This window comes from Bradyrhizobium sp. SZCCHNRI20481, assembly GCF_032485055.1.
In the GTDB taxonomy this organism is placed as follows: domain Bacteria; phylum Pseudomonadota; class Alphaproteobacteria; order Rhizobiales; family Xanthobacteraceae; genus Bradyrhizobium.
This window is the reverse complement of record NZ_JAUEUE010000002.1, coordinates 358,631-380,508: the sequence shown is the minus strand read 5'-3', so window position 1 is coordinate 380,508 and position 21,878 is coordinate 358,631. Positions and strand designations below refer to the sequence as shown.

General features: G+C 63.7%; 17 protein-coding genes, 2 tRNA genes and 1 pseudogene. 9 read left to right on the top strand and 11 right to left on the bottom strand.

Annotated elements, in window-relative coordinates:
- Positions 1-86: 86 nt before the first annotated feature.
- Positions 87-710, top strand: a complete 624-nt coding sequence (locus QX132_RS04205) for a DNA-3-methyladenine glycosylase (RefSeq protein ID WP_316160173.1) — start codon at positions 87-89, stop codon at positions 708-710.
- 108 nt (positions 711-818) lie between these two features.
- Here QX132_RS04205 and QX132_RS04200 read toward each other — a convergent pair whose 3' ends face one another.
- The 5 genes from QX132_RS04200 to QX132_RS04180 all read right to left on the bottom strand — a co-directional run bounded on the left by QX132_RS04200 (position 819) and on the right by QX132_RS04180 (position 7,782).
- Positions 819-3,683, bottom strand: coding sequence for a valine--tRNA ligase (locus tag QX132_RS04200; RefSeq protein ID WP_315797439.1), 2,865 nt, complete (start codon positions 3,681-3,683; stop codon positions 819-821).
- 309 nt (positions 3,684-3,992) lie between these two features.
- A complete protein-coding gene (locus QX132_RS04195) occupies positions 3,993-4,751 on the bottom strand; it encodes a DUF2497 domain-containing protein (RefSeq protein ID WP_316160172.1) in 759 nt (252 codons plus the stop codon).
- A gap of 379 nt (positions 4,752-5,130) precedes the next feature.
- Complete coding sequence (locus QX132_RS04190; protein WP_315774804.1) at positions 5,131-6,516, bottom strand: TolC family outer membrane protein; 1,386 nt, start codon at positions 6,514-6,516, stop codon at positions 5,131-5,133.
- Positions 6,517-6,798: 282 nt separating this feature from the next.
- Complete coding sequence (locus QX132_RS04185) at positions 6,799-7,464, bottom strand: protein-L-isoaspartate O-methyltransferase (protein WP_315738030.1); 666 nt, start codon at positions 7,462-7,464, stop codon at positions 6,799-6,801.
- Between the two features lie 132 nt (positions 7,465-7,596).
- Positions 7,597-7,782 (bottom strand): hypothetical protein, encoded by a 186-nt coding sequence (locus tag QX132_RS04180; protein ID WP_315738031.1) that lies wholly within the window; start codon positions 7,780-7,782, stop codon positions 7,597-7,599.
- Between the two features lie 257 nt (positions 7,783-8,039).
- Here QX132_RS04180 and QX132_RS04175 point away from each other — a divergent pair.
- The 6 genes from QX132_RS04175 (at position 8,040) to QX132_RS04150 (ending at position 11,277) form a co-directional block, all read left to right on the top strand.
- Positions 8,040-8,114 (top strand) — tRNA-Asn (locus tag QX132_RS04175).
- A 15-nt stretch (positions 8,115-8,129) separates the two neighbouring features.
- Entirely contained in the window at positions 8,130-8,804 is a 675-nt protein-coding gene (locus QX132_RS04170) for an NUDIX domain-containing protein (RefSeq protein ID WP_316160170.1), read from the top strand.
- Positions 8,805-8,819: 15 nt separating this feature from the next.
- Positions 8,820-9,665 carry an EamA family transporter gene (locus tag QX132_RS04165; RefSeq protein ID WP_316160169.1) on the top strand — a complete coding sequence of 282 codons (846 nt, stop codon included), beginning with the start codon at positions 8,820-8,822 and terminating at the stop codon, positions 9,663-9,665.
- A gap of 221 nt (positions 9,666-9,886) precedes the next feature.
- Positions 9,887-10,351, top strand: coding sequence for a response regulator (locus tag QX132_RS04160; protein WP_316160168.1), 465 nt, complete (start codon positions 9,887-9,889; stop codon positions 10,349-10,351).
- The gene (locus tag QX132_RS04155; protein ID WP_316160167.1) at positions 10,329-10,733 is read left to right on the top strand and encodes a response regulator; all 405 of its coding nucleotides are present in this window, start codon (positions 10,329-10,331) and stop codon (positions 10,731-10,733) included. Before QX132_RS04160 ends, QX132_RS04155 begins: the two co-directional genes overlap by 23 nt.
- Positions 10,734-11,097: 364 nt before the next feature.
- Positions 11,098-11,277: a hypothetical protein gene (locus QX132_RS04150; RefSeq protein WP_315711867.1), complete on the top strand. Its 180-nt coding sequence runs from the start codon at positions 11,098-11,100 to the stop codon at positions 11,275-11,277.
- Between the two features lie 107 nt (positions 11,278-11,384).
- On the opposite strand, the pseudogene QX132_RS04145 reads toward QX132_RS04150, so the two are convergent.
- Positions 11,385-11,887: pseudogene (locus tag QX132_RS04145) on the bottom strand (PQQ-binding-like beta-propeller repeat protein); the annotation flags it as partial.
- 67 nt (positions 11,888-11,954) lie between these two features.
- On the opposite strand from QX132_RS04145, the gene QX132_RS04140 reads away from it, so the two are divergent.
- Positions 11,955-12,539, top strand: coding sequence for a hypothetical protein (locus QX132_RS04140; protein WP_316160166.1), 585 nt, complete (start codon positions 11,955-11,957; stop codon positions 12,537-12,539).
- 49 nt (positions 12,540-12,588) lie between these two features.
- On the opposite strand, the gene QX132_RS04135 is transcribed toward QX132_RS04140, so the two are convergent.
- On the bottom strand, positions 12,589-13,869 hold the full coding sequence (locus tag QX132_RS04135) for a reverse transcriptase domain-containing protein (protein WP_316160165.1): 1,281 nt from the start codon (positions 13,867-13,869) through the stop codon (positions 12,589-12,591).
- A 626-nt stretch (positions 13,870-14,495) separates the two neighbouring features.
- Between QX132_RS04135 and QX132_RS04130 the strand changes: the two genes are divergently transcribed.
- Positions 14,496-14,569 (top strand) — tRNA-Cys (locus QX132_RS04130).
- Between the two features lie 52 nt (positions 14,570-14,621).
- Here QX132_RS04130 and QX132_RS04125 read toward each other — a convergent pair.
- Genes QX132_RS04125 through QX132_RS04110 form a run of 4 tightly spaced genes read right to left on the bottom strand, consistent with a single transcriptional unit; the run spans position 14,622 to position 21,855 of the window.
- Positions 14,622-14,795 carry a hypothetical protein gene (locus QX132_RS04125; protein WP_316160164.1) on the bottom strand — a complete coding sequence of 58 codons (174 nt, stop codon included), beginning with the start codon at positions 14,793-14,795 and terminating at the stop codon, positions 14,622-14,624.
- Positions 14,796-14,845: 50 nt separating this feature from the next.
- Entirely contained in the window at positions 14,846-15,583 is a 738-nt protein-coding gene (locus tag QX132_RS04120; protein ID WP_316160163.1) for a tRNA-uridine aminocarboxypropyltransferase, read from the bottom strand.
- 39 nt (positions 15,584-15,622) lie between these two features.
- Positions 15,623-18,727: an efflux RND transporter permease subunit gene (locus QX132_RS04115; protein ID WP_316160162.1), complete on the bottom strand. Its 3,105-nt coding sequence runs from the start codon at positions 18,725-18,727 to the stop codon at positions 15,623-15,625.
- Positions 18,727-21,855, bottom strand: coding sequence for an efflux RND transporter permease subunit (locus QX132_RS04110; protein ID WP_316160161.1), 3,129 nt, complete (start codon positions 21,853-21,855; stop codon positions 18,727-18,729). Before QX132_RS04110 ends, QX132_RS04115 begins: the two co-directional genes overlap by 1 nt.
- Between the last annotated feature and the right edge of the window lie 23 nt (positions 21,856-21,878).

The following is a 21,878-nucleotide window of genomic DNA, read 5'->3' as shown; positions in this document are numbered from 1 at the left end:
CGCCGCAACCGGCTGGCCGAGGATACCAGGGCATGGCAGATATGGGCAGCGCGGAACAGCGCTGATCGAGGCGGATTTTCTCCAGAATGGCGCAAAAACCGGCAAAAGCCCCCGGGGTTTCACGGCCCCGGCGGCATGGCGCGGCCAGACGGCTGACGCGGGCGTTCTTCGCCCGCGAGGTGCTGGAGGTGGCGCCGGAGCTGATCGGGGCGACCTTTCTGGTCGACGGCGTCGGCGGAACCATCGTCGAGGTCGAGGCCTATCATCACACCGACCCGGCGGCGCATTCGTTCCGCGGCCCGACGCCGCGCAACCAGGTGATGTTTGGTCCGCCCGGCTTCGCCTATGTCTACCGCTCCTACGGCATTCACTGGTGCGTGAATTTCGTCTGCGAGGCGGAGGGCTCGGCGAGCGCGGTCCTGATCCGCGCGATCGAGCCGACGTTCGGGATCGACGAGATGCGGCAGCGGCGCGGGCTGGAGGATGTCAGGACACTGTGCTCGGGGCCGGGCAAGCTGACCGAGGCGATGGGGATCACGATCGCGCATAATGGCCTGGCGCTGGATGCTCTACCGATCGAGCTGTTCGCACGAGCGGGTGATGTCGACGTCGTCACCGGCGTGCGCATCGGCATCACCAAGGCCGTCGAGCTGCCCTGGCGGTTCGGACTGAAGGGCTCGCGGTTTTTGAGCAAGCCGTTCGCGCGCTAAGCCCATGGCAGTCATTCCGGGATGGTCCGAAGCACCAGACCCGGAATCTCGAGATTCCGGGTTCGATGCTTCGCATCGCCCCGGAATGACGAAGGAGAGAGGACTACGTCACGCGCCCTGAAGCCGCGACAACGCGTCTTGGAGCTTGGCCTTGCGGGCCAGTGCCGCCTCGCGCTTCTCCTTCTCCTCCTCGACGAGTTCCTCGGGCGCGTTGGCGACGAACTTCTCGTTGCCGAGCTTCTTGTCGACGCGCTCGATGTCGGCCTCGGCCTTGGCGATCTCCTTGCCCAGGCGGGTGCGCTCGGCGGCGAGATCGACCACGCCCTTGAGCGGCAGCGCCGCGACCTCGCCGCGCACGACGAGCTGGGCGGAGCCTTCGGGCGCCGTATCGGCGAAGGAGATGTCGGAGAGACGCGCAAGGCGCTTGATCACCTCGCTCCAGCGCGGCGCGCGCTCCCTCGTCTCGGCGGAGGCTGCGACGAGCGCGAGCGGCATCAGAGTCGCCGGCGGGATGTTCATCTCGGCGCGGACCGAGCGGATCGCGGTAACGAGATCGACCACCCAGCCGATCTCGGCCTCGGCGGCCTCGTCCTTGAAGCTGGCGGCGTCGAACGACACCAGCATCGGCGGCACCAGGGGATCGCCGAAGCTGGCGGCCGACAGCGCGGCGATCTCGGCGACCGTCGGCCGGTCGGTGCGGTGCGGCCAGGGCGACAGGGTCAGCAGACTGTCGCGCTTGGCGGTCGACTCCCACAGCGCCTCGGTGATGAAGGGCATGAAGGGATGCAGGAGCTTGAGGATCTCGTCGCGCGCCCAGGCGACCATGGCACGGGTCTCGGCTTTGGCCGGGCCGTCCTCGCCGAGCAACGTCGGCTTGGAGAGCTCGACATACCAGTCGCAATAGACATCCCAGACGAAGCGGTAGATCGCATTGGCCGCGTCGTTGAAGCGATACGCCTCCAGCGCCTCGGTGACCTCGCGCGTCGCGGCGGCGGCCTCGTGGGCGATCCAGCGGTTCAGCGTCTCCTTCGCAGCGGCCGGATCGAAGCCGTCCGGCACGGTGCAGCCGTTCATCTCGGCGAAGCGGCTGGCGTTCCAGAGCTTGTTGGCGAACTTGCGGTAGCCGTCGACGCGCTGGGTCGACAGCTTGATGTCGCGGCCCTGCGCCGCCATCGCGGCCAGCGTGAAGCGCAGCGCATCGGCGCCGTGCTCGTCGATCAGCGCGAGCGGATCGATGACGTTGCCTTTCGACTTCGACATCTTGGCGCCCTTCTCGTCGCGGACGAGCGCATGGATGTAGACGGTCGAGAACGGCACCTCCTTCATGAAATGGATGCCCATCATCATCATGCGGGCGACCCAGAAGAAGATGATGTCGAAGCCAGTGACCAGCACGTTGGTCGGGTAGTAGCGCTTCACCTCCGGCGTGGCGTCGGGCCAGCCGAGCGTCGAGAACGGCCACAGCGCCGAGGAGAACCAGGTGTCGAGCACGTCCTCGTCACGTGTGATGAAGCCGTCGCGCTTGTTGCGGTCGAGCGCCATCTCGCGGCCCTGCTCCGCCGTGATGACCTCCTGCTCGACGTAGTAGCCGAGTGCGTTGGACACCGCCTCTTCCTCGGTCTCGGCGACGAACACCTTGCCGTCGGGCCCGTACCAGGCCGGGATCTGGTGGCCCCACCACAGCTGGCGCGAGATGCACCACGGCTGGATGTTCTCCATCCAGTCGAAATAGGTCTTCTCCCAGTTGCGTGGCACGAACGTCGTCGCGCCCGACCTGACGGCTGCGATCGCCGGCTGCGCCAGGGTCTTTGCGTCGACGTACCACTGGTCCGTGAGGTACGGCTCGATGACGACACCGGAGCGGTCGCCATGCGGCACCATGTGCGTGTTCGGCTCGACGCGCTCGAGGAAGCCGAAGGACTCCAGCCGCTCCAGGATCTTCTTGCGCGCAGCAAAACGCTCGATGCCGTGGAACTCCCTGGCAAACTCCTCGGAGCCCTCAGGCAAACCGCGCAGATAGTCCTCGTTGTCGACCAGGGCGATGCAGCCTTCACGATCGAGAATGCTGATCTGCGGCAGGCCGTGGCGGCGGCCGACCTCGAAGTCGTTGAAGTCGTGCGCCGGCGTGATCTTGACCGCGCCGGTGCCCTTCTCAGGATCGGAATAGGTATCGGCGACGATCGGGATCTCACGCCCGACCAGCGGCAGGATCACGCGCTTGCCGACGAGATGCTGATAGCGTTCGTCGTCCGGATGCACCGCGACCGCGCTGTCGCCGAGCATGGTCTCGGGACGCGTGGTGGCGACCACGATGAAGCTCGTGGGATCCTCGGGGCTGAACGTCGTGCCCTCGATCGGATAGCGCAGGTACCAGAGATTGCCCTTGACCTCGATCTGCTGCACCTCGAGGTCGGAGATCGCGGTCAGGAGCTTCGGGTCCCAGTTGACCAGCCGTTTGTCCTTGTAGATCAGGCCGGCGCGGTGCAGCTCGACGAACACCTTCACGACGGCCTTGGACAGGCCCTCGTCCATGGTGAAGCGCTCGCGGCCCCAGTCGCAGGAGGCGCCGAGGCGCTTGAGCTGGTTGATGATGGTGCCGCCGCTCTCGTCCTTCCACTGCCAGACGCGCGCGAGAAACTTTTCGCGGCCCATCTCGCGGCGGCCGGGCTGCTGGCGCTCCATCAGCTGACGCTCGACCACCATCTGGGTCGCGATGCCCGCATGGTCGGTGCCCGGCTGCCACAGCACGTCGCGGCCGCGCATGCGCTCGAAACGGCACAGGATGTCCTGCAGCGTGTTGTTGAGCGCGTGCCCCATGTGCAGCGAGCCGGTCACGTTCGGCGGCGGGATCACGATGGTGAAGGGATCCGCATTGCGCCGATCGGGGCGACCTGCGGAGAACGCGCGGGCATCCTCCCAGACCAGGGACATGCGACCTTCGAGATCGGTGGGCTGATAATTCTTATCGATCATGGCATTTCCAGCGGCGCGGGGCCGGCTGTCCAATTCGGGATGTCGCGGAACTCGTCCGGGCCTTTTGTGACACGACCTGAAAAAGCTCGCGCAAGCTGTTGGTGCTTGGGCTGTTTTCGGACTGATGTCCGACCGCGGACCGCGCTCCCGGAAGAGCCCTCTCGATCCGTCCGGCAGGGATCAGCTTGACAGGGGTAGAAAGCCGCCGCGGCGCGCCAAGTCAACAGCAGCGGCGAACATTGACGGATAGCGTCTACCGCCCGCCGCGGCTCACTCCAGAACGGAACGGGAGATCGTGCCGTCTTGGCGTCAGCGGCCGCGCGAGACGCGCTCGATCTCCGCCTTGACGATGCGCTCCACCAGGGCCGGAAGATTGTCATCCAGCCACGATTTCAGCATCGGACGCAGCATCTCCTTGACGAGGTCCTCGAGCGTCCGGGCGTTGTTGCTCAGCACTGTATTGGCCAGCGCGTTGAACGCCGATTCGACGGCGTTCACCGTCGATGGGGCCAGGATCGGCTGCTTCGGCGTGACTTGCTCGAACGCGGACTCGAAGCTGGCAGCCTTCTGATTGAGCCGCCCGGCCTCGATGAACTCGATATCGTCCCGCGGATCCACCTTTCGGAAGGATGCCGCGGCGGGGGCTGGCGCTGGAGCGGGAGTCGGTGGGGCCACTGCCATGTCGTCCGTCAACTCGAGTACTTCAGGTTCGGGATCGGGCTCGGGTGCTACCGGCCGAACCTCTGCGACCGGAGTCGTTTCATCCAAACCCGCCAGCAATGCGTCAATGTCGTCCTGGTTGTTGCTCGCGGCGGCCGCAGGCGCTGGCGGCGGTGCGGGAGGTGGAGGTGCGGGCTTGGCGGGAGCCGCAGCGGCGATCTTCGAAGGTGGGATGTCGTTCATCGCCGACTTCGCTGCCGGGGCCGCCGGCTTCTCGGCCTTGACCGGCTCCGGCGCGGCGGCCTTGTCTGTCGCCGGCGGCTTACCCTCGTCGTCGGCAATGATACGCCGGATCGACGCCAGAATCTCCTCCATGGAGGGTTCTTGGACCTTCGCAGGCTGCGTCATTTCCGACTCCAAATCAGCAACGCTGCCGTACGAACCGGCTCAGCGCAAAAGTCCCGGGCGCCGGCCCCAAGTGGCTTGGACTTCTCAACGGACATGCCAACTTGTCTCCGGACAAGGCCTGATCGATGCAAAACAACAGAACGATACTGCCCATGTCGGAGTCTATTCTTGGAAGAACTTCCGACGCAGTCCGAATCGTTCGGCGGCCATTTTGAGGCTATGTCATGGCAACAAATGAATGCAAGCAACGCCGGCCGCGAACCCGGTGGAGCACGGAGGTCGCCTGTCAAGCGTCGCCCATTCGTCACAACCACAGCATGTGCCACAAAAAAATCCCCCGGCCAAGGACCGAGGGATCAGGGTCGATATTAAGAATGTACTAATGACCATCCGGCGTCCGTACACCCGCCCAGTTATCCCGGACCTGCTGGTAGTGCACGCTGGGATCGTAGGTGGTGGTCGGCAGGTTCAGCACCTGCGGTGACAGCCGCCCCACGGTCTGAAGCACCGTATAGGATGCCACCACGCGGTCATGCTGGGCGTTCACCAGCGAATTCCGCGCGTTGACCAGCGCCTGCTGAGCGTTGAGCACGTCGAGGGTGGTGCGCTGCCCGGCCTTGGCCTCTTCGCGGACACCATTGAGGGCGATCTCGGAGGCTGAGACCTGGGCCTGTGCCGACTGCACCTGTGCCTTGCCCGCGAGCAGCTTGCCCCAGGCAGATACCACGTCGGAGCGAGCCTGATCGCGGGTCTGCTCCAGGACCAGACGCTGCTGCGCCAGCGACTCCTTGGACTGACGAATCAGCGAATATTCCGCCCCTCCGTTGTAGATTGGGACGGTCAGCGATGCGACAGCCGACGCGTTGAATCCACGATAGGACTGCAGGCTCGACTCGTAGCTTTGCTGAGCTTGAGCCTGGAGGTTTACGGTCGGCAGCAGCGCACCTTCTTTGATTTTCGTCTCAAGATACTGGACGTCGATGCCATACATCGCCGAGGTCACGCTCGGGTTTTCCGTCAGGGCCGTTTCGACCGACTGCTGGAGGGTCGGCGGCAAGTAACGGTCGACAGGAGAGCCCGGCGCCAAGTTCTGGGGATCGTTGCCGATGATGCGGCGGAAGTTCGAGCGGGTCGCCGTTAGTTGGGCCTCTGCTGTGAGCTGCTGCGTGCGGCCGGCGGCGAGCTGAGCCTCGGATTGTGCGACGTCGGTGCGGGTGACCTCGCCGACGTTGAACCGATCGCGGGTCTGCTTGAGCGTCTGCTCCAGCACCCGCGTGTTGCTGCGCTGGACCTCGACGATCGCCGCATCGCGCAGATAGTCCATATAGATCGTGGCCGCCGCTAGCAGCACCTGCTGCTCAAGAATGCGGAGAGCCTCGCGCTGCGCCGACACGCTCGCTTCAGCCTTGCGTACGCCGTTTGCCGTCTGCTGACCGTTGTAGAGCGTCTGGTTGACCGTCAGCCCGACGCTCCGCGGCCTCTGCACGCCGTGGCCGGCTGGAGTTGCGGGTGCGGTCTGGACGTCCTGATATTGAATGCCCGCCGTCGCGTTCAGACTGACCTTCGGCCGATATCCCGAGAGCGCCTGCGGGACGCCTTCGTCGACCGCACGAGCCTGGGCCCGCGACGCGTTCAGTTGCGGGTTGTTCTGATAGGCACGCACCAGCGCAGCCTCGATCGTGTCGGCCAGCGCAGGCGTCGGGCCTGCACAAGCCATCACGAGGACCGCAGCCGCCGCTGCGGTGACGAGCTTCACCCCAAACATCCCTGTTCCATTCATTTGTTACCGGCTCGAACGCCAGAGCCGGGCCGTAACCTGTTGAAGAGACTCCCGCGCACCTCGCACCTTATTCCCCATGCATGCGCAACGGAACTACCCAAGCCTGGAACCTGTGCCGAAAACTGTCAACGTGCAGCATCCGGGCCACACTTCTGATTTAAAACAGAATTTCGCCCGCCAGAGGGCGCGAAAACGACGCAGCAAACCCTGCTCGCCACGGGATGGCCCGCCAGTTCAGAGAAGCCGCGAAGAACTTCGTTGGGCGATTTAAAACACGAATTCCGGGAGCTGTTCGAGACCGGGAATGACCGGTGCCGCGGCATCGAACAGGACCCTGCTGCCGATATCACCATGCGATCGCGTAAAGATCATGGCGCGGGCGGGACGTACGGTGGCGAAGACACCGACCAGGCGGCCGCCCTCCTTCAATTGACGGCAAAGACCGTCGACAGGGACCTCGGTGGCCCCATTGAGGAGAATCACGTCGAAGCGGCCGTCCGCCGGATCACCCTGCGCGGCCGGCGCGACCCGAATCGTGACCGGGCAGCCATCGACGGCGGCAAGCAGCTGCTTGGCGCGCCCTTCGACCGCAGAATCGACCTCGGTCGCCGTCACGCTGCCCGCGAGTCGGGCGGTCAGCGCGGCGAGATAGCCCGTCGCACATCCAACCACCAGCACGTTGTCGGTCGGCTTGATCTCGGCAGCCTGTAGCAGCTTTCCGGTCAGCATCGGCTTGATCAGATACCGCTTGGCAGAGGCGGATTCGGAGACGTCGAGATCCAAGTCGAGATAGGCCAGCGCCTGCCGATCTGCGGGAACGTAGGCTTCCCGCGGCACGGTCAACAACGCATCCAGCACGCGGTGATCGGTGACGTCGCTGGTCCGAACCTGACCATCGACCATTTTCTGGCGCGCCGTCGCGAATGAAGACATGAGCAGACCTGCAAGCAAAGTGGATGGACCGCGGACGATCTGCGCAATCTTTTGGTACAAGGTCCCCGAAAAGGCAACATGCGGGTTTGAACGGATCCGCTGGGAAGCCGCGTCTGCGAGGGCGGTCGCCAGCTACTCGATCACCACGGCGAGTCGTCCGAGCAACTGCACGATCTCGTCAATGTGTTCGGAATCACCGCGCGTCACCATGTCGGCCAGCCGCGTGAGGCATTCGTCGTCGCTGAGACGCTCGACCTGGTCGGGAATCAAGGAGGGCGCGGAGGCGGCTTCGGCGAATTGGATCACGGTGTTTGGCATCTGCGACACTCCATGAGCGCGGGCACTGGCCGGTTCCAGCAAACTATCGGGGCCGGTTTGCTCCCCTCCAAGTGAATTTCCTGTCATCGAACTGTGGGCGACCGCTGCCCAGCAAGCGTTCAAAATGAATCTAACCATCTGAAATTTCGGTATTTTATTCCTGAACCCGCAATCGTCGCAAAGATGCGATTTCGTTCTATGCAAGGCGAAACGGCTTTGTTATACGCAGCCGCATTCGCGAACATTGTTTCGCCTGTTCCTCGGTAGCTCAGCGGTAGAGCATTCGACTGTTAATCGAATGGTCGCTGGTTCGAATCCAGCCCGGGGAGCCATTCTGGCCAAGCCGAATGGTTCTTTATCCTCACATTCCCTCTTTGCTTGTGACGCTGGGCACCCGCCGATTCGCGGCGAACGCGCGCCTCCTGACCGTCATCTGGCTGGGCGGCGTGGCTGTTCGCCTTGACGGCGCATGGGGCGTCGGGCAAGCGGGACGGATCTCTTGCAAGTGGCGACCAGCGATGCCGATTTCCGATCATCTGAGAGCCGTCCGCAGCAAGATCGGCCATGATCTGTTGGCGACCACGGCAGTTTCCATCTCCGTGTTCGACGACCAAGGACGCATTCTACTCGGACGCGACGCGGAGACGGGCCTCTGGACGTTGCCTGGCGGCGCCATCGATCCGAATGAGCACCCTGCCGACGCGGCCACCCGCGAATGCTTCGAGGAGACCGGACTGGTGGTCCGGCCAAAACGTCTGCTCGGGGTGTTCGGCGGCCCGGAGTTCCTCATCCGCTATCCCAACGGTGATCTGACCTACTATACGGTCATCGCGTTCGAGGCCGTCATCGAAGGCGGCGCGCTTGCGCCCGACGGCGAGGAGATGGCGAGCCTGCGATTTGTCGATCGCGCGGAATGGGAACAGCTTGCGGTGTCGCCATCGAGCCGAATCATCTCGCGGCAGGCGCTCCAGCACGACCCCGTCCCCTACTTCGCTGCCGCGAGCTGGCGGCCCGAGAGCTGATCCGGACACAAGACGTTGGATCCTGTCGCCGCAAGCCTCATGCTGATGGCCGGTCTGCTTCACGCGACTTGGCATGCCATCGTCAAGACCGGCAGCAGCCTCTCTCTCCTGGCTGGCATGGGGCTGGTGAGCAGCGTCCTGATCCTGCCCTTCATGTTTCTCGTTCCCGTTCCGGCCCCCACGACCTGGCCGCTCATCGTCGCTTCGCTCGTCTTGCACGCAGGCTACAAGGCGAGCCTCGCAACGGCCTACCGCTCGGCCGAGCTTGGACGCTCCTACCCGATCGCGCGCGGCGCCGTTCCGCTGTTCGCAACGCTGTTTGCCTCGCTGGGTCTACAGCAACCGCCACGGAGCGGGCAGTTGATCGGGATTGCCGTCATCGTCCTCGGCATCACCGGCCTGGCGCGCGACCGCATCCACGGTCCCGTCGATCGCCGTGCGTTCTGGGCTGCGATCTGCGCCGCCGCACTGGTCGCGGGCTATTCGGTCGTCGATGCGGCAGGCACCCGGCAGACCGAAGGCTGGGCTTCGTTCACGGTCTGGATGATCGTGCTCGACAGTGTCGCGTTCTTCCTCGTCGCGATCATGCTGCGAGGGCCTGCGCTGGTGTGGGAAATCCGCGACGCCTGGATTCCGGTGCTGATCGCAGGAACCCTGGGGCTGGCGTCATTCGTGGTATTCCTTTGGGCCTTGAGCCGCAATCCGATCGCCAATGTGGTGGCCTTCCGCGAATGCAGCGTCTTGTTTGCGACGCTGATCGGCGTGCTGTTCTTGAAGGAGCGTGCGACGCCGCGGCGGCTCTGCTGCGCCGCGCTGATCGCAGCCGGGCTGGTCGCCATCGCCTTGCTCAAGCCGGGCTGAGCTTCTCCAAACTGCCGAAGCGATTGGTCCGGAAAGCATGGTTCCATCTTCGTCGCTTAGTGCACAACATACGCCGGCCCGCGGCCGGGAAGTTCCGTAAAACTCCTCGTTGCAGAATCGTAACAACTAATTCAGTGTTAACCACTTTGTCATTTTCGAGCTTCAACCCATTGTCCTTGTAGCGTGAGAGTCCTTCAGTCCCGCTGATACTGAGGTGGCCCATGCCTACTGTCCTCATTATTGACGATGACTATGCTACGCGCGCTGCGCTGGAAGCATCATTGAAGAAGAAGCGGTTCTGCGTGTTTCTCGCGCCGGACGGTCCGACCGGCATTCGATTGATCGGCAGCGTGTCCTTCGATGCCGTCGTGATCGACATGTTCATGCCGGGTATGGATGGGATCGCAACCATTCGTGAGCTCATCAAGATCGATCCCACGGTGCCGTTCATCGCGATCTCCGGCTACGCATTCACCGACAAGAAACAGGGCGCTCCGGACTTCCTCGGTATGGCAATCAAGCTCGGAGCGACGGCTGCGTTGCAGAAGCCGTTCGACATCCGCGATCTGCTCGAAGCGGTCGATCGTTCGATCGAGGTGCGTCAACGACTTCTGACCGAGGCGCGGCACGTGGCTCCTCGCTCACATCCGTCAGGAAGGCCTCATGATGAACATCCTGGTCGTTGATGACGAAGTCGGCGTTTGCTGTGTCATCCAGCACCTTCTGGTTCGCGAGGGCTACGCGGTCACTGCCGTCACCGACGGTCGGCTGGCGATGGATGCGGTGACCCGCGGTGACTTCGCCGCGGCTCTGATCGATCTCAACTTGGCCGACATGGACGGCAACGACGTGATCCGGGCTGCACGCGCGGCTCGGCCCACGATGCCGATCGTGATGATGTCGGGCATGGTGCTGGAATCAGGACGCGGCACGGCTGATTTGCTCGGCCCCTCGGCCAGAGTGGTCGGCCTTCATTGTTTGGCGAAGCCGTTCAAGCCGAAAGACCTGTCGCAGCTGATGCGTGACATTCTGGCGCAGGACACCGAACCTCTCGCCGTCGCGGTCTGACCGCCAGCGATTCGGTCGCACGCGTCGAGCCGGGAGCCGATCGCCTCTGTGACCTTTGCCGGGGAAGCAGCCTGCGACTCGCGGCAGGCGCGTCCGATCTCTTGGTCACGGTCGGCTGCAGGCCGCTCGTCGTCGCTGTACGGCATCACCTGCCGCACAGGGAGACGGGTCAAGGGAAGACGAGAAGTCTCGAGGGGTGTGAGCCTGTTCACACCGGAACAGCGCGGACCGCGGTACCTTTTGGAACGACGGGCACCGGTAACGATTAGGTCCTTTGCGCCCGATCGTTAGAATTTGAGCGATCCGCTCAATTTGAACAAAGTGGAATTTTGCCATCGTGGCTCGCAGTTTGCGCGAGGGCAAGATGAGCGAAGCCGAATACGAGTTGTTGATGGACGTTGTGAGAACGGCTATTGCGCCCGAGACCGAGACCGATTCCATGGCCCGCTTGTTTTCGATCCTGCATTTCCCCACGGCAGCCAACGACAACCAGGGCGCCTGGCCGCTGATCCCGTTTCCAGACGGCTGGTTCGCGGCCTGCTGACGCGCGATCTTCTGTCGCCATGCAGGCCAGGCGATCGGCACGTCTTGGCCGGTCTTCGTTTCCTGGAATGGCGACGGCCGAGGCCGCCGCCATTCAGATCACCGGCGCTACTTCCTGACTGCGAACACCCAGACGACGACGCCTTGCGGGACGTTGTCTTCGAGACCGATGTTGCCTTTCGAGAGCGCATCCTGGATGCGCTGCGCGTCGACGCCCCAGCCGGACTGCACGGCGATGTACTGGGTGCCATCGACCTCATAGGCGACCGGCACATGCCCATGATGCCCGAATTCGTCTTCTGCTCCCACAGCAGCTCGCCGGTGTTGGCATGGAAAGCCCGGAACATCCGGTCATTGGTGCCGCCGACCAGGACGAGATCGCCCGCCGTCGCGGTCACCGACCCGAACAGCTGGGATTTCGGGAAATTGTGCGACCAGACCTTCTTGCCTGTCGCTGGATCCCAGGCCTGCAGCTCCCCGAAATGGTCGGCACCGGGCCGCACCGTGAGCCCGATGTCCTCGGCCTTGGTGCCGAGCCAGAGCTGGCCGGGAACGAACGACAGCTTTTCCCTGGTGAAGCCGCCACAGAAATTCTCGTTCGCCGGCACGTACGCCGGTCATCCCGATGCGGCGGCCGCCGCGGTGATCTGCTTCGAGTAGCTGCAGCGGACGGAAAACGTGCTGGCCGGCTACTTGACCTGGAACGACTACCGCGGCCCGCGCGCGCCGACGCAGATCCGCATCGAGCACCACAAGACCGGCGAGATGGTGCTACATCCGCTCGAGGAGACGACGGCCGACGGCCACACGCTGTTCTACGAGGAGGCCGAGGCCGTCTTGGCCAAGGTGCCGCGCCTCGGCCTGGGCATCGTCATGCGCGACCGCCCGACGCCGAGCGGCCCGCGCAAATGGGACAACATGAGCATGGCCCGCCTGGTGCGGGCGCTGCGCGAGCGGCTTGGCCTGCCCGCGACCTTCACCATCGACGCCTGCCGCCACGGCGACATGACCGAGCTCGAAGAGGCAGAGCTCACCGACGGCCCGGGCCGCTCGGCCTTTGTTCTTAGCAGCAAGCTTGGCGGGGAGGACTGGCGGTGTGCAGCCCAGCTGGAGCAGTTCTGGCAGCCTTTGCTGTCGCCTTCTTCTTGTGGTCTTCCAACTAGGAAATGGAGTGAGCCGCTACTCCGGGGGATGCTCCGTGTCTCTAGTCCTATGGGGCACAATTATTTTGCTGGCGTTGGCGTACAGCAATCGTTGATTTGAAGCCAAGACACTAACCGTTGTTCATTCGCAAGCAACTTTGTCCGAGGTACTAATCGGCACCCACAGGGTCACTGTTCTCTGCGGGCAGAGCCAAGCTCCCTAGACCCAAGAACTCTCTACCCGCCAGACTTACATTGTCTAAAACACCAACACCAAATACATCCTCGTAGATGCCCTCCAAGACCTTCCGAGCCGTATGGCGAAGCTCGCTGTTGAGAATCATAAAATCGTCCGTGCCCCGGTACGCAGATAAGCAAGAACTTATCGCTATTGATAGTTCGGTATTTGCTTGCTGGAAATTGACTTTCTGCTTCCGAAGCGTGTCAAAGTTGAATTCATTCTCAAGTCGCGCCCGGATTTTTGCGATTAGCTTGCGTCCGACTTTCTTCACATAGCCGCCACGAGAACCTGAATACGCCAGCTGCAGTCCTAAGAAGCTCACGGGCTGTTCGGAGGCGACAATCTGGGTCTTGGAGGATTCGTCACCTAGTTCAGGAATGGTTAGTCCCTGAGCACCGAGCTGCGCCTTAATAAACTCGAATCCTTCGCGAGCTGCCCTCTTCGAATTGAAGAACACCAAGAGATCATCCGCATATCGAACCATATCGATACGCTCTCTCCGAAATGCAGCGTCGAACTCTGAAAGAACCAAATTCGCGAGTATAGGCGACAAAGGCATACCCTGCCGCAGTCCGCGTCCGGCAACTATGCCCTGCTTGAGCAGCTTGGATCGTGTAGTTATGTTCGACTTGATTTCGCAATCTATAAATTGATGAACTAACGGAGTTAAGCTGCTGTTTTTGAGTGACTTGCTCACTCTGAGCTTCGCGTCGGACCGAGAAATGCGGTCGAAAAAAGCTTCAATATCGGTCTTTAAACACCAAGCGTATCTATTTCGAAGTTCTAGAGCTCGTTCGATGGCGTGAAGTGTGCCCCGTCCTCTGACGAAACCAAAGGAGAACTCGTTTTCTATGGGGAATTTTTCGGTGGTCACCAGATAGGAGACGATAGCCTTTTGAACGACCCGGTCCCGCACAGCAGGAATGCAGATTAGTCTTTCCTTGGAGGAGTCCGGCTTCGGGATAAATACCGGACGTAGTCGGTAAGGACGGTAAGTTCCGGTCCGAAGCTCAGAAGAGAGCGCAGAGATCTGTTCCTCAATTCGAGCGCCGAATCGCTCAGCCGTCAGACCGTCGATACCCGGCCGACCGGGGTTGGAAGTAGCGTCACGCGAACTCTTCCAGGCAAGATAAAGATTGGACCTTGAAAGGATCTTCGCCGGCTTTGGGTAGCTAGTCGCTTCAGTTCTAGCAGGCGTAGGGTCGAGCACGGGGTGCACCTAAGCCTGATTGAACGGGCGCCTTCCGATGGTCACAGACCGATCTTCTGGCATCTGGAGCTTTGCGTCTGGCGCGCTCCCGCGCGTCGCGCTCGGCAACGTATGAATCGCCACCCGGAGATCAAGTCCTACTCCGAAGGCGACGTTCGCGGCAAGCCACGCAACAAGAACAAACCGCGAACACAACCCGCTGGCGCCCCGTCCCCGGCCTCGGCGGCCTCCCTCATTAAGGTCCTTAGCCTGGCTCTGTCTCTTATGCACCGCAGGCATTGGCCCCTCCGTCGATTTGCGGCGCCTTCCGATGGTCACAGACGGATCTTCTGGCATCTGGAGCTTTGCGTCTGGCGCGCTCCCGCGCGTCGCGCTCGGCAACAAATCAGCGTTTTAGGAGGTCGTTCGAACAAAAAACGGCTACCAACGGCCCGAAACTATCCCCGGGTCTGTCCAAAAACAACCGTAGGAGGTTCCAAATCGAAAGTTATCCCAACTATTGTGAGAACGAACCGGGCTCACGAGTTTCTGAATTCACGCGGTCTAGCAGTTTCAGAAGCGGTGCACAGAACGAAATAGGACGGTTGCCTATCCCATTGATGTCCTGTATCGATCCGCTTCTATGGGGCCACGTGGCGGAGTGGTTACGCAGCGGTCTGCAAAACCGTTTACACCAGTTCAATTCTGGTCGTGGCCTCCACTCAATCAAAATCAAGCGGTTGGACTACCCATTGGGGCCGCGAACCGGCCCTCTAGATGGGCAGATCGTCGATGCCGCCGGGATAGCTGACCTGCGTGCGCGGCCAAGTCAGAATGCCCCCCCGTTCACCGGCCGAGACACCGCCCCGATCCGAGCCAGACCTGCCGGCCAGCCGGGGCGCGTAATCCCGGAACTGCACCACATTGGACTTTTCTGCTTCCTGCATGGCTCTCATCCTCGTTCCATGCTGCAATGCAAGAAGCGTACCCTCGGTTCCTAAACCCGCCGTTTGCGGCTGCGCCAATCCGGCTTGCGGGCCTTTGGGCGGGGCGTGAGCTCCGGATGCACTTTCTCCACCTCCCGATACCGCGCAAGCATGCGCTCGAAGCTCGCGTCGAGGGCCGTGGCGATCTCAGGCCGCCGTTCCAGCGCGGCCATCAGCATCCCGGCCGCCTCGATGGTCGACAGCCCGTCGCGGCGCGGTTCGCGGCGCAGCCGACCGTAGCGCGACGGCTGCCGCGGCCCGAGGATCACACGCTGGCACTTCAGCATCCACGGATTGCGCCACCACAGCGCCTTGGCCTGGCTCCAGGTGCCGTCGAGCAGGATCACGCCCTCGATCGACTTGAGGATGGCGCGCTGGTTGTCGGCCACCTCACCCTTGCGGGTCACCGCGACCACCTCGCTCTCGGGATCGAGCTCGGCCGCCTTCGCCGAGCCGAGATAGAGAATGGCCCAGCGCGCGGGATCGGCGACCGGCCGTCCCAGTGCCTTGGCGAGGCTCGGCCAGGATAACCCGACCTTGACCACCGCGTTCTTGAAATGCAGCGCGGCGAGCCGCGCGGTGCCGAGGGCGCGATCCTGCTCCTGCGGGTGCTGCAGGATCAGGAGCCCCAGCCGGCTTTCCAGCGGTGTGACGCTGTCGCAGATGCACAGCGGCAGCGGCTTCTGGCAACGCGGGCAATCGGGCGGCGCCTCGGTGGCGAGCGGCGGATGGTCGTGTGGTTCTGGCATGCGGCGGCTATACGCGCCCGCGGACAGCGCCACAACGGCTCATTCGGCGGGCGCGGCAAGCGGCTCCGGCGCAGGCCGGCGGCGTAGCCGGTCGATCAGCAGGTAGATCACCGGCGTGGTGTAGAGGGTGAGGATCTGCGACACCAGGAGGCCGCCAATGATGGTGATGCCGAGGGGGCGGCGCAGCTCGGTGCCGGGACCGGTCGCGATCACCAGCGGCAGGCCGGCGAACAGCGCCGCGAGGGTCGTCATCAGGATCGGGCGAAAGCGCACCCGGCAGGCCTCGAAGATCGCGTCGGCCGAGGACATGCCGCGCTGGCGCTCGGCCTCGAGCGCGAAATCGACCAGCATGATGCCGTTCTTCTTGACGATGCCGATCAGCAGGATGATGCCGACGAAGGCGATCACGGTCAGCGGCGTATTGGTGATCTGCAGCGCGAGCAGCGCGCCGAGCCCCGCCGACGGTAGCGTCGAGATGATGGTCAGCGGATGCGCCAGGCTCTCATAGAGCACGCCCAGCACGATATACATCGCGGCCAGGGCGAACAGGATCAAGAGCGGCTGGCGGCCGCTGCTCTTGTTGAAGTCTCCGGCATTGCCGTCGAAGCTGCCGCGGATGCCCTCCGGCATGTGCAGCTCATCGACGGCGCGCTGAATGTTGGCCGTCGCGGTCTGCAAGGGCACGTCCGGCAGCAGGTTGAACGACACGGTGGTCGAAGGGAACGATTGTGAGTGATACACCGCCAGCGGTGACAGGCCGCGCTCGGCCTTGACCAGCGCCGACAGCGGCACCTGCGCGTCCCCTGCCCCGGCCACATAGATGCGGTCGAGATTGGAGGGATCGGTCTGGAATTTCGGGTCGATCTCCAGCACGACCATGTACTGGTTGCGCTGGCTGTAGACGATCGAGATCTGGCGTTGCGCGAAGGCGTTGTTGAGCGCGTTGTCGATGTCCTGGACGCGGACGCCGAGGCTCGCCGCCTTCTGTCGGTCGATCCGCAGCGCGAGCTGCAGGCCACCGGGATCGCGGTCGCTGGAAATGTCGGTGATGCCGTCGACCGTCTCCAGGCGCTTGGCGACGATCGGCGCCCATTTCTGCAGAAGGTCGAGATCGGGGCTGCTCAACGTGTACTGGTAGTCGGAATCGCTCTGACGACCGCCGGTGCGCACGTCCTGCGCGGCGAACATGAAGAGCCGAATGCCGGGGACCATCGCGAGGCTCCGCCTGAGGCGGTTGATCACGAGCTCAGTCGAGACGCCCTCGCGCTCCGCCGGAGGCTTGAGGTTGATGAACATGGTGCCGCGGTTGGAGGTCGCGCCGCCCGGCCCGCCGCCGCCCCCGATCGTCGAGCCGATCCCGGCCACGGCGGGATCGGCCATCACGATGTCGGCGAGCCGCTGCTGCAGACCCAGCATGGACTGGAACGAAATGTCGGCCGAGGCGCGCGTCGCACCGATGACGAAGCCGGAATCGTCGGTCGGGAAATAGCCCTTGGGCACCTTGATGTAGAGCGTCACCGTGAGCGCGATGGTGGCGAAGAACACGATCAAGGTGAGGAACGGATAAACCAGCACGCCGCGCAGCGTCCAGGCATAGAAGCGGACCATGCCGGACAGCGCGCCTTCGACGATACGGTCGAACCAGGTGGCACGATCGGACAGCGTCTCCTTGATGTAATGCGCGCAGATCATCGGCGTCACCGTCAGCGACACCAATGTCGACACGACGATCGCGAAGGTCAGCGTCAGCGAGAACTCACGCAGGAGACGGCCGACGACGCCGTCCATGAAGATCAAGGGCACGAAGGCTGCAATCAAAGAAAGGCTGATCGACAACACGGTAAAGCCGATCTGGCGGGCGCCATCGAGCGCGGCGCGCATCGGCGACAGGCCATGCTCGAGATTGCGGTACATGTTCTCGATCATGACGATGGCGTCGTCGACGACGAAGCCGACGGAGATCGCGAGCGCCATCAGCGAGAGATTGTCGATCGAGAAGCCTGCGAGCCACATCGCCGCGCAGGTGCCGGCCAGCGCCAGCGGAACCGAGACGCCGGCCGCCACCGTCGGCACCAGGCGGCGCAGAAACAGGAACACGACGACCATCACCAGCACGGCGGTCGCGAGCAAGGTCCACTGCATGTCCTCGACCGAGGCGCGAATGGTCCCGGTGCGGTCGACCAGAGTGGAGATCTCGATGCCGGCCGGCAGCCATTGCTTGAGCTCGGGGATCAGCGCCTTCACGCGGTCGACGGTCTCGATCACGTTGGCGTCGCCCTGTTTCGCGATCTGGATCAGCACCGCCGGCTGCTTGTTGAACCAGGCGATCGAACGCACGTTGCGTACGGAATCCTCGACGTCGGCGACATCCGACAGCCGCACGAAGCTGCCATTGCTGCTCTTGATCAGGATGTCGCGGAATTCGGCCGCGCTGCGCATCTGCGTGTTGATGGCAATGGTCTCGCTCTGCCGCGCGCCCTCGAAGATGCCGACCGGCCCGATCGGATTGGCATTGATGATCGCCGTCCGGACATCGTCGGTCGAAATCCCGGCATTGGCGAGCGAGACCGGATTGAGTGCGATGCGCACGGCAGGCTGATCGGCGCCGCTGACCGTGACATTGCCGACGCCGGGCACCTGGAACAGACGCTGCGCCAGAACGGTGTCGGCGACGTCGTACATCGCGCTCGGCGTCATCGTCTTCGAGGTCAGGGCCAGAACGAATACGGGAGCCGCGGCCGTGTTCGCCTTGCGGAAGCGCGGCAGCGCCGGCAGGTCGCTCGGAAGGTCCGACAGCGAGGCGTTGATGGCCGCCTGGACGTCACGCGCGGCCTTGTCGATGTCGCGGCCGATCGAGAACTGGATCTGGATGTTGGTGGTGCCGAGCGAGCTCGTCGATGTGATCTGGTCGACACCTGCGATTTCGCCGAGCCGCCGCTCCAACGGCGCCGCGACCGTCCCCGCCATGACGGACGGGTCCGCACCCGGGCGCGACGCGCTGACGAAGATCGCGGGGAAATCGACGTTCGGCACGGGCGCGACGGGAAGGAAGATATAGGCGACGATCCCGACCAGGAACAAGCCGATCGAGAGCAGCGTGGTGCCGACCGGCCGGCGAATGAACGGCTCGGAGATCGAGGTCATCACTGGATGCCTTCGGTCGCACCTGCGATCGGCGGCGACGGCAGGTCCGGCGCCGGCGGCAGCACGCGCTCGAAGCGACGATTGATGCGGTCGAGCGCCAGATAGATGACCGGCGTCGTGTACAGCGTCAGCAATTGGCTGAGCAGCAGGCCGCCAATGATGGAGATGCCGAGCGGAAAGCGCAGCTCCGAGCCGGTGCCGCTCTCGATCGCCAGCGGCAGCGCGCCGAACAGCGCGGCCAGGGTCGTCATCATGATCGGGCGAAAGCGCAGGAGACACGCCTGCACGATCGCGTCGTAGGGGGTGCGGTTTTCGTGACGCTCCGCTTCGAGCGCGAAGTCGATCATCATGATCGCGTTCTTCTTGACGATGCCCATCAGCAGAATGATGCCGATCAAGCCGATGACCGAGAGATCCTGGCCGAACAACATCAGGGCCAGGATGGCGCCGACACCCGCCGACGGCAAGGTCGACAGGATCGTGATCGGATGGATGTAGCTCTCATAGAGCACGCCGAGCACGATGTAGATCGTGACCACGGCCGCCAGCAGCAACCAGGGCTGGCCGGCCAGCGACTTGGCGAACTCGGCGGCATCGCCCGAATAGACACCGATGATGCTGCCGGGCATGCCGATGCGGTTCTCAGTCGCATGGAGTGCCTCGACCGCCTCGCTCAGCGCAGCGCCGGGCGCGAGATTGAAGCTCAGCGACACCGCCGGAAACTGCGCCTGGTGCGAGATGGCGAGCGGCGCGGTGGTGCGCTTCAGGCTCGCCACCGCCGAGAGCGGCACTTGGCCGCCGGCGCCAGGCAGATAGAGCTTCGACAGGACCGACGGGTCGCGCTGATACATCGGCAGCGCCTCCAGCACCACGCGGTACTGGTTGGCCTGGCCGTAGATCGTCGAGATCTGCCGCTGCGCGAAGGCGTCATTGAGCGTGTCGGTGACGCCCTGCAGACTGACGCCGAGCTGGCCGGCGCGCTGGCGGTCGATGGTCAGCTCCGCACGCAGGCCGCCCTCCTGTGCTTCGGAGGAGACGTCGCGGAATAGAGGGTCGCGGCGCATTTCTCCGACAAGCTGCCTCGCCCATTTCGACACCTCGGTGGCATCGGCGCCGGTCAGCGTGTACTGATATTGCGAGCGGCTCGCCTGGGTCGAGATCTGCACGTCCTGGACGGGCTGGAAGTACACGGTCATGCCGGGCACGCCCGAGATTTTCTGCTTCAGCCGGTCGATCACCTCGCCGACGCCGTCCTGCCGCTCGCCGAGTGGCTTCAAGGTCATGACGAGACGGCCGACATTGGTGGTCGGGTTGACCGATCCGGCGCCGATCACCGAGACGACGCCGACGACGTCGGGGTCAGCCTGGATCGCGGCGGCGACGTCCGCCTGGCGTTTCGTCATTTCGGCGAACGACACGTCGGGGCCGGCCTCGGTCACCGCAGTGATCGAGCCGGTATCCTGCAGCGGCAGAAAGCCCTTGGGCGCGACGACGTAGAGCGCCAAGGTCGCCGCCAAGGTCGCGAAGGTCACGACCAGCGTCTCGGTCTGGCGATCCAGCACCCACAGCAGGCTGCGATGATAGACGGCCACGGTGCGGTCGATGAAGCGGCTGACGGCGTTCAGCCCCGGCAGCACCCACTCCTCGCTGGCGTGCTTCAACAGCCGCGAGCACATCATCGGCGTCAAGGTCAACGACACCACCGCCGATGTCACCACTGCAATCGTCAGCGTCAGCGCAAATTCCCGAAACATGCGGCCGACCAGACCGGACATGAACAAGAGCGGAATGAACACTGCGATCAGCGAGACCGTCAGCGAGATGACGGTGAAGCCGATCTCGCGCGCGCCGCGCAGCGAGGCGTTCATCGCGCTCTCGCCATTCTCCATGTGGCGCACGATGTTCTCGATCATCACGATGGCGTCGTCGACGACGAAGCCGGTGCCGATCGTGAGTGCCATCAGCGAGAGATTGTCGAGACTGAAACCGGCGAAGTACATCACGCCGAAGCTCGTGATCAGCGACAGCGGCAGCGCGACGCCGGCGATGATCGTGGCCCGCAACGAGCGCAGGAACAGCAGCACGACCAGCGTCACCAGCACCACGCTGAGCAGCAGCGTGAACTGCACGTCGTGCACCGAGGCGCGGATGGTCACGGTACGATCGCTGACGATAGCGAGCTTCACCCCGGCCGGAATCATGCGCTGCAGCTTCGGGATCTCGGCACGGATCTGCTTGACGACCTCGATGACGTTGGCACCCGGCTGGCGCTGGATGTCGAGGATGACCGCAGGGACACCCTGATACCAGCCGCCGGTCCGATCGTTCTCCAGACCATCGAGAATCGTTGCGACATCGCCGATCGTGACCGGCGAGCCGTTGCGGTAGGCGATGATGATCGGCTTGTAAGCGTCTGCGGCGCCGATCTGGTCGTTGGCCGTGATCAGATAGGCCTGCTGCGCCCCGTCCAGCGATCCCTTGGGTCCGGAGACGTTGGCGCCTGCGATGGCGGCGCGCAGGTCCTCTATCGAGATGCCATAGGCCGCGAGCCGCGCCAGGTCGGCCTGCACGCGCACCGCGGGCTTCAGTCCGCCGAGCACCGAGACGCGGCCGACGCCGGAGACCTGGCTCAGCCGCTGCGCCAGGATCGTGTCGGCCATGTCGCTCATCGCGCGCAAAGAGATCGTGTCCGAGGTCAGCGCGAGCGTCATGACCGGCGCGTCGGCCGGATTGACCTTGGCGTAGGTCGGCGGATAGGGCAGCGACTTTGGCAAGACGCCGGCGGCGGCATTGATTGCCGCCTGGACGTCCTGGGTTGCGCCGTCGATGTCGCGGCCGAGATCGAACTGCAGCGAGATCTGGCTGACGCCGAACGAGCTTATCGAGTTCATCGCGGACAAGGACGGGATCTGGCCGAGCTGGCGTTCCAGCGGGGCCGTGATCAGCGAGGCGATCACATCAGGGCTGGCGCCCGGCAGTTGCGTCGTCACCTGGACAGTCGGGAAGTCGACCTGCGGCAGCGCCGAGACCGGCAGCGCGAGATAGCCGAGCAGGCCGCCGATCAGCAGGGCGACGCCGAGCAGCGAGGTCGCGATGGGACGGCGGATGAAGGGTTCGGAGACGCTCATCGCGACTGCTCGTCACTCTTGCG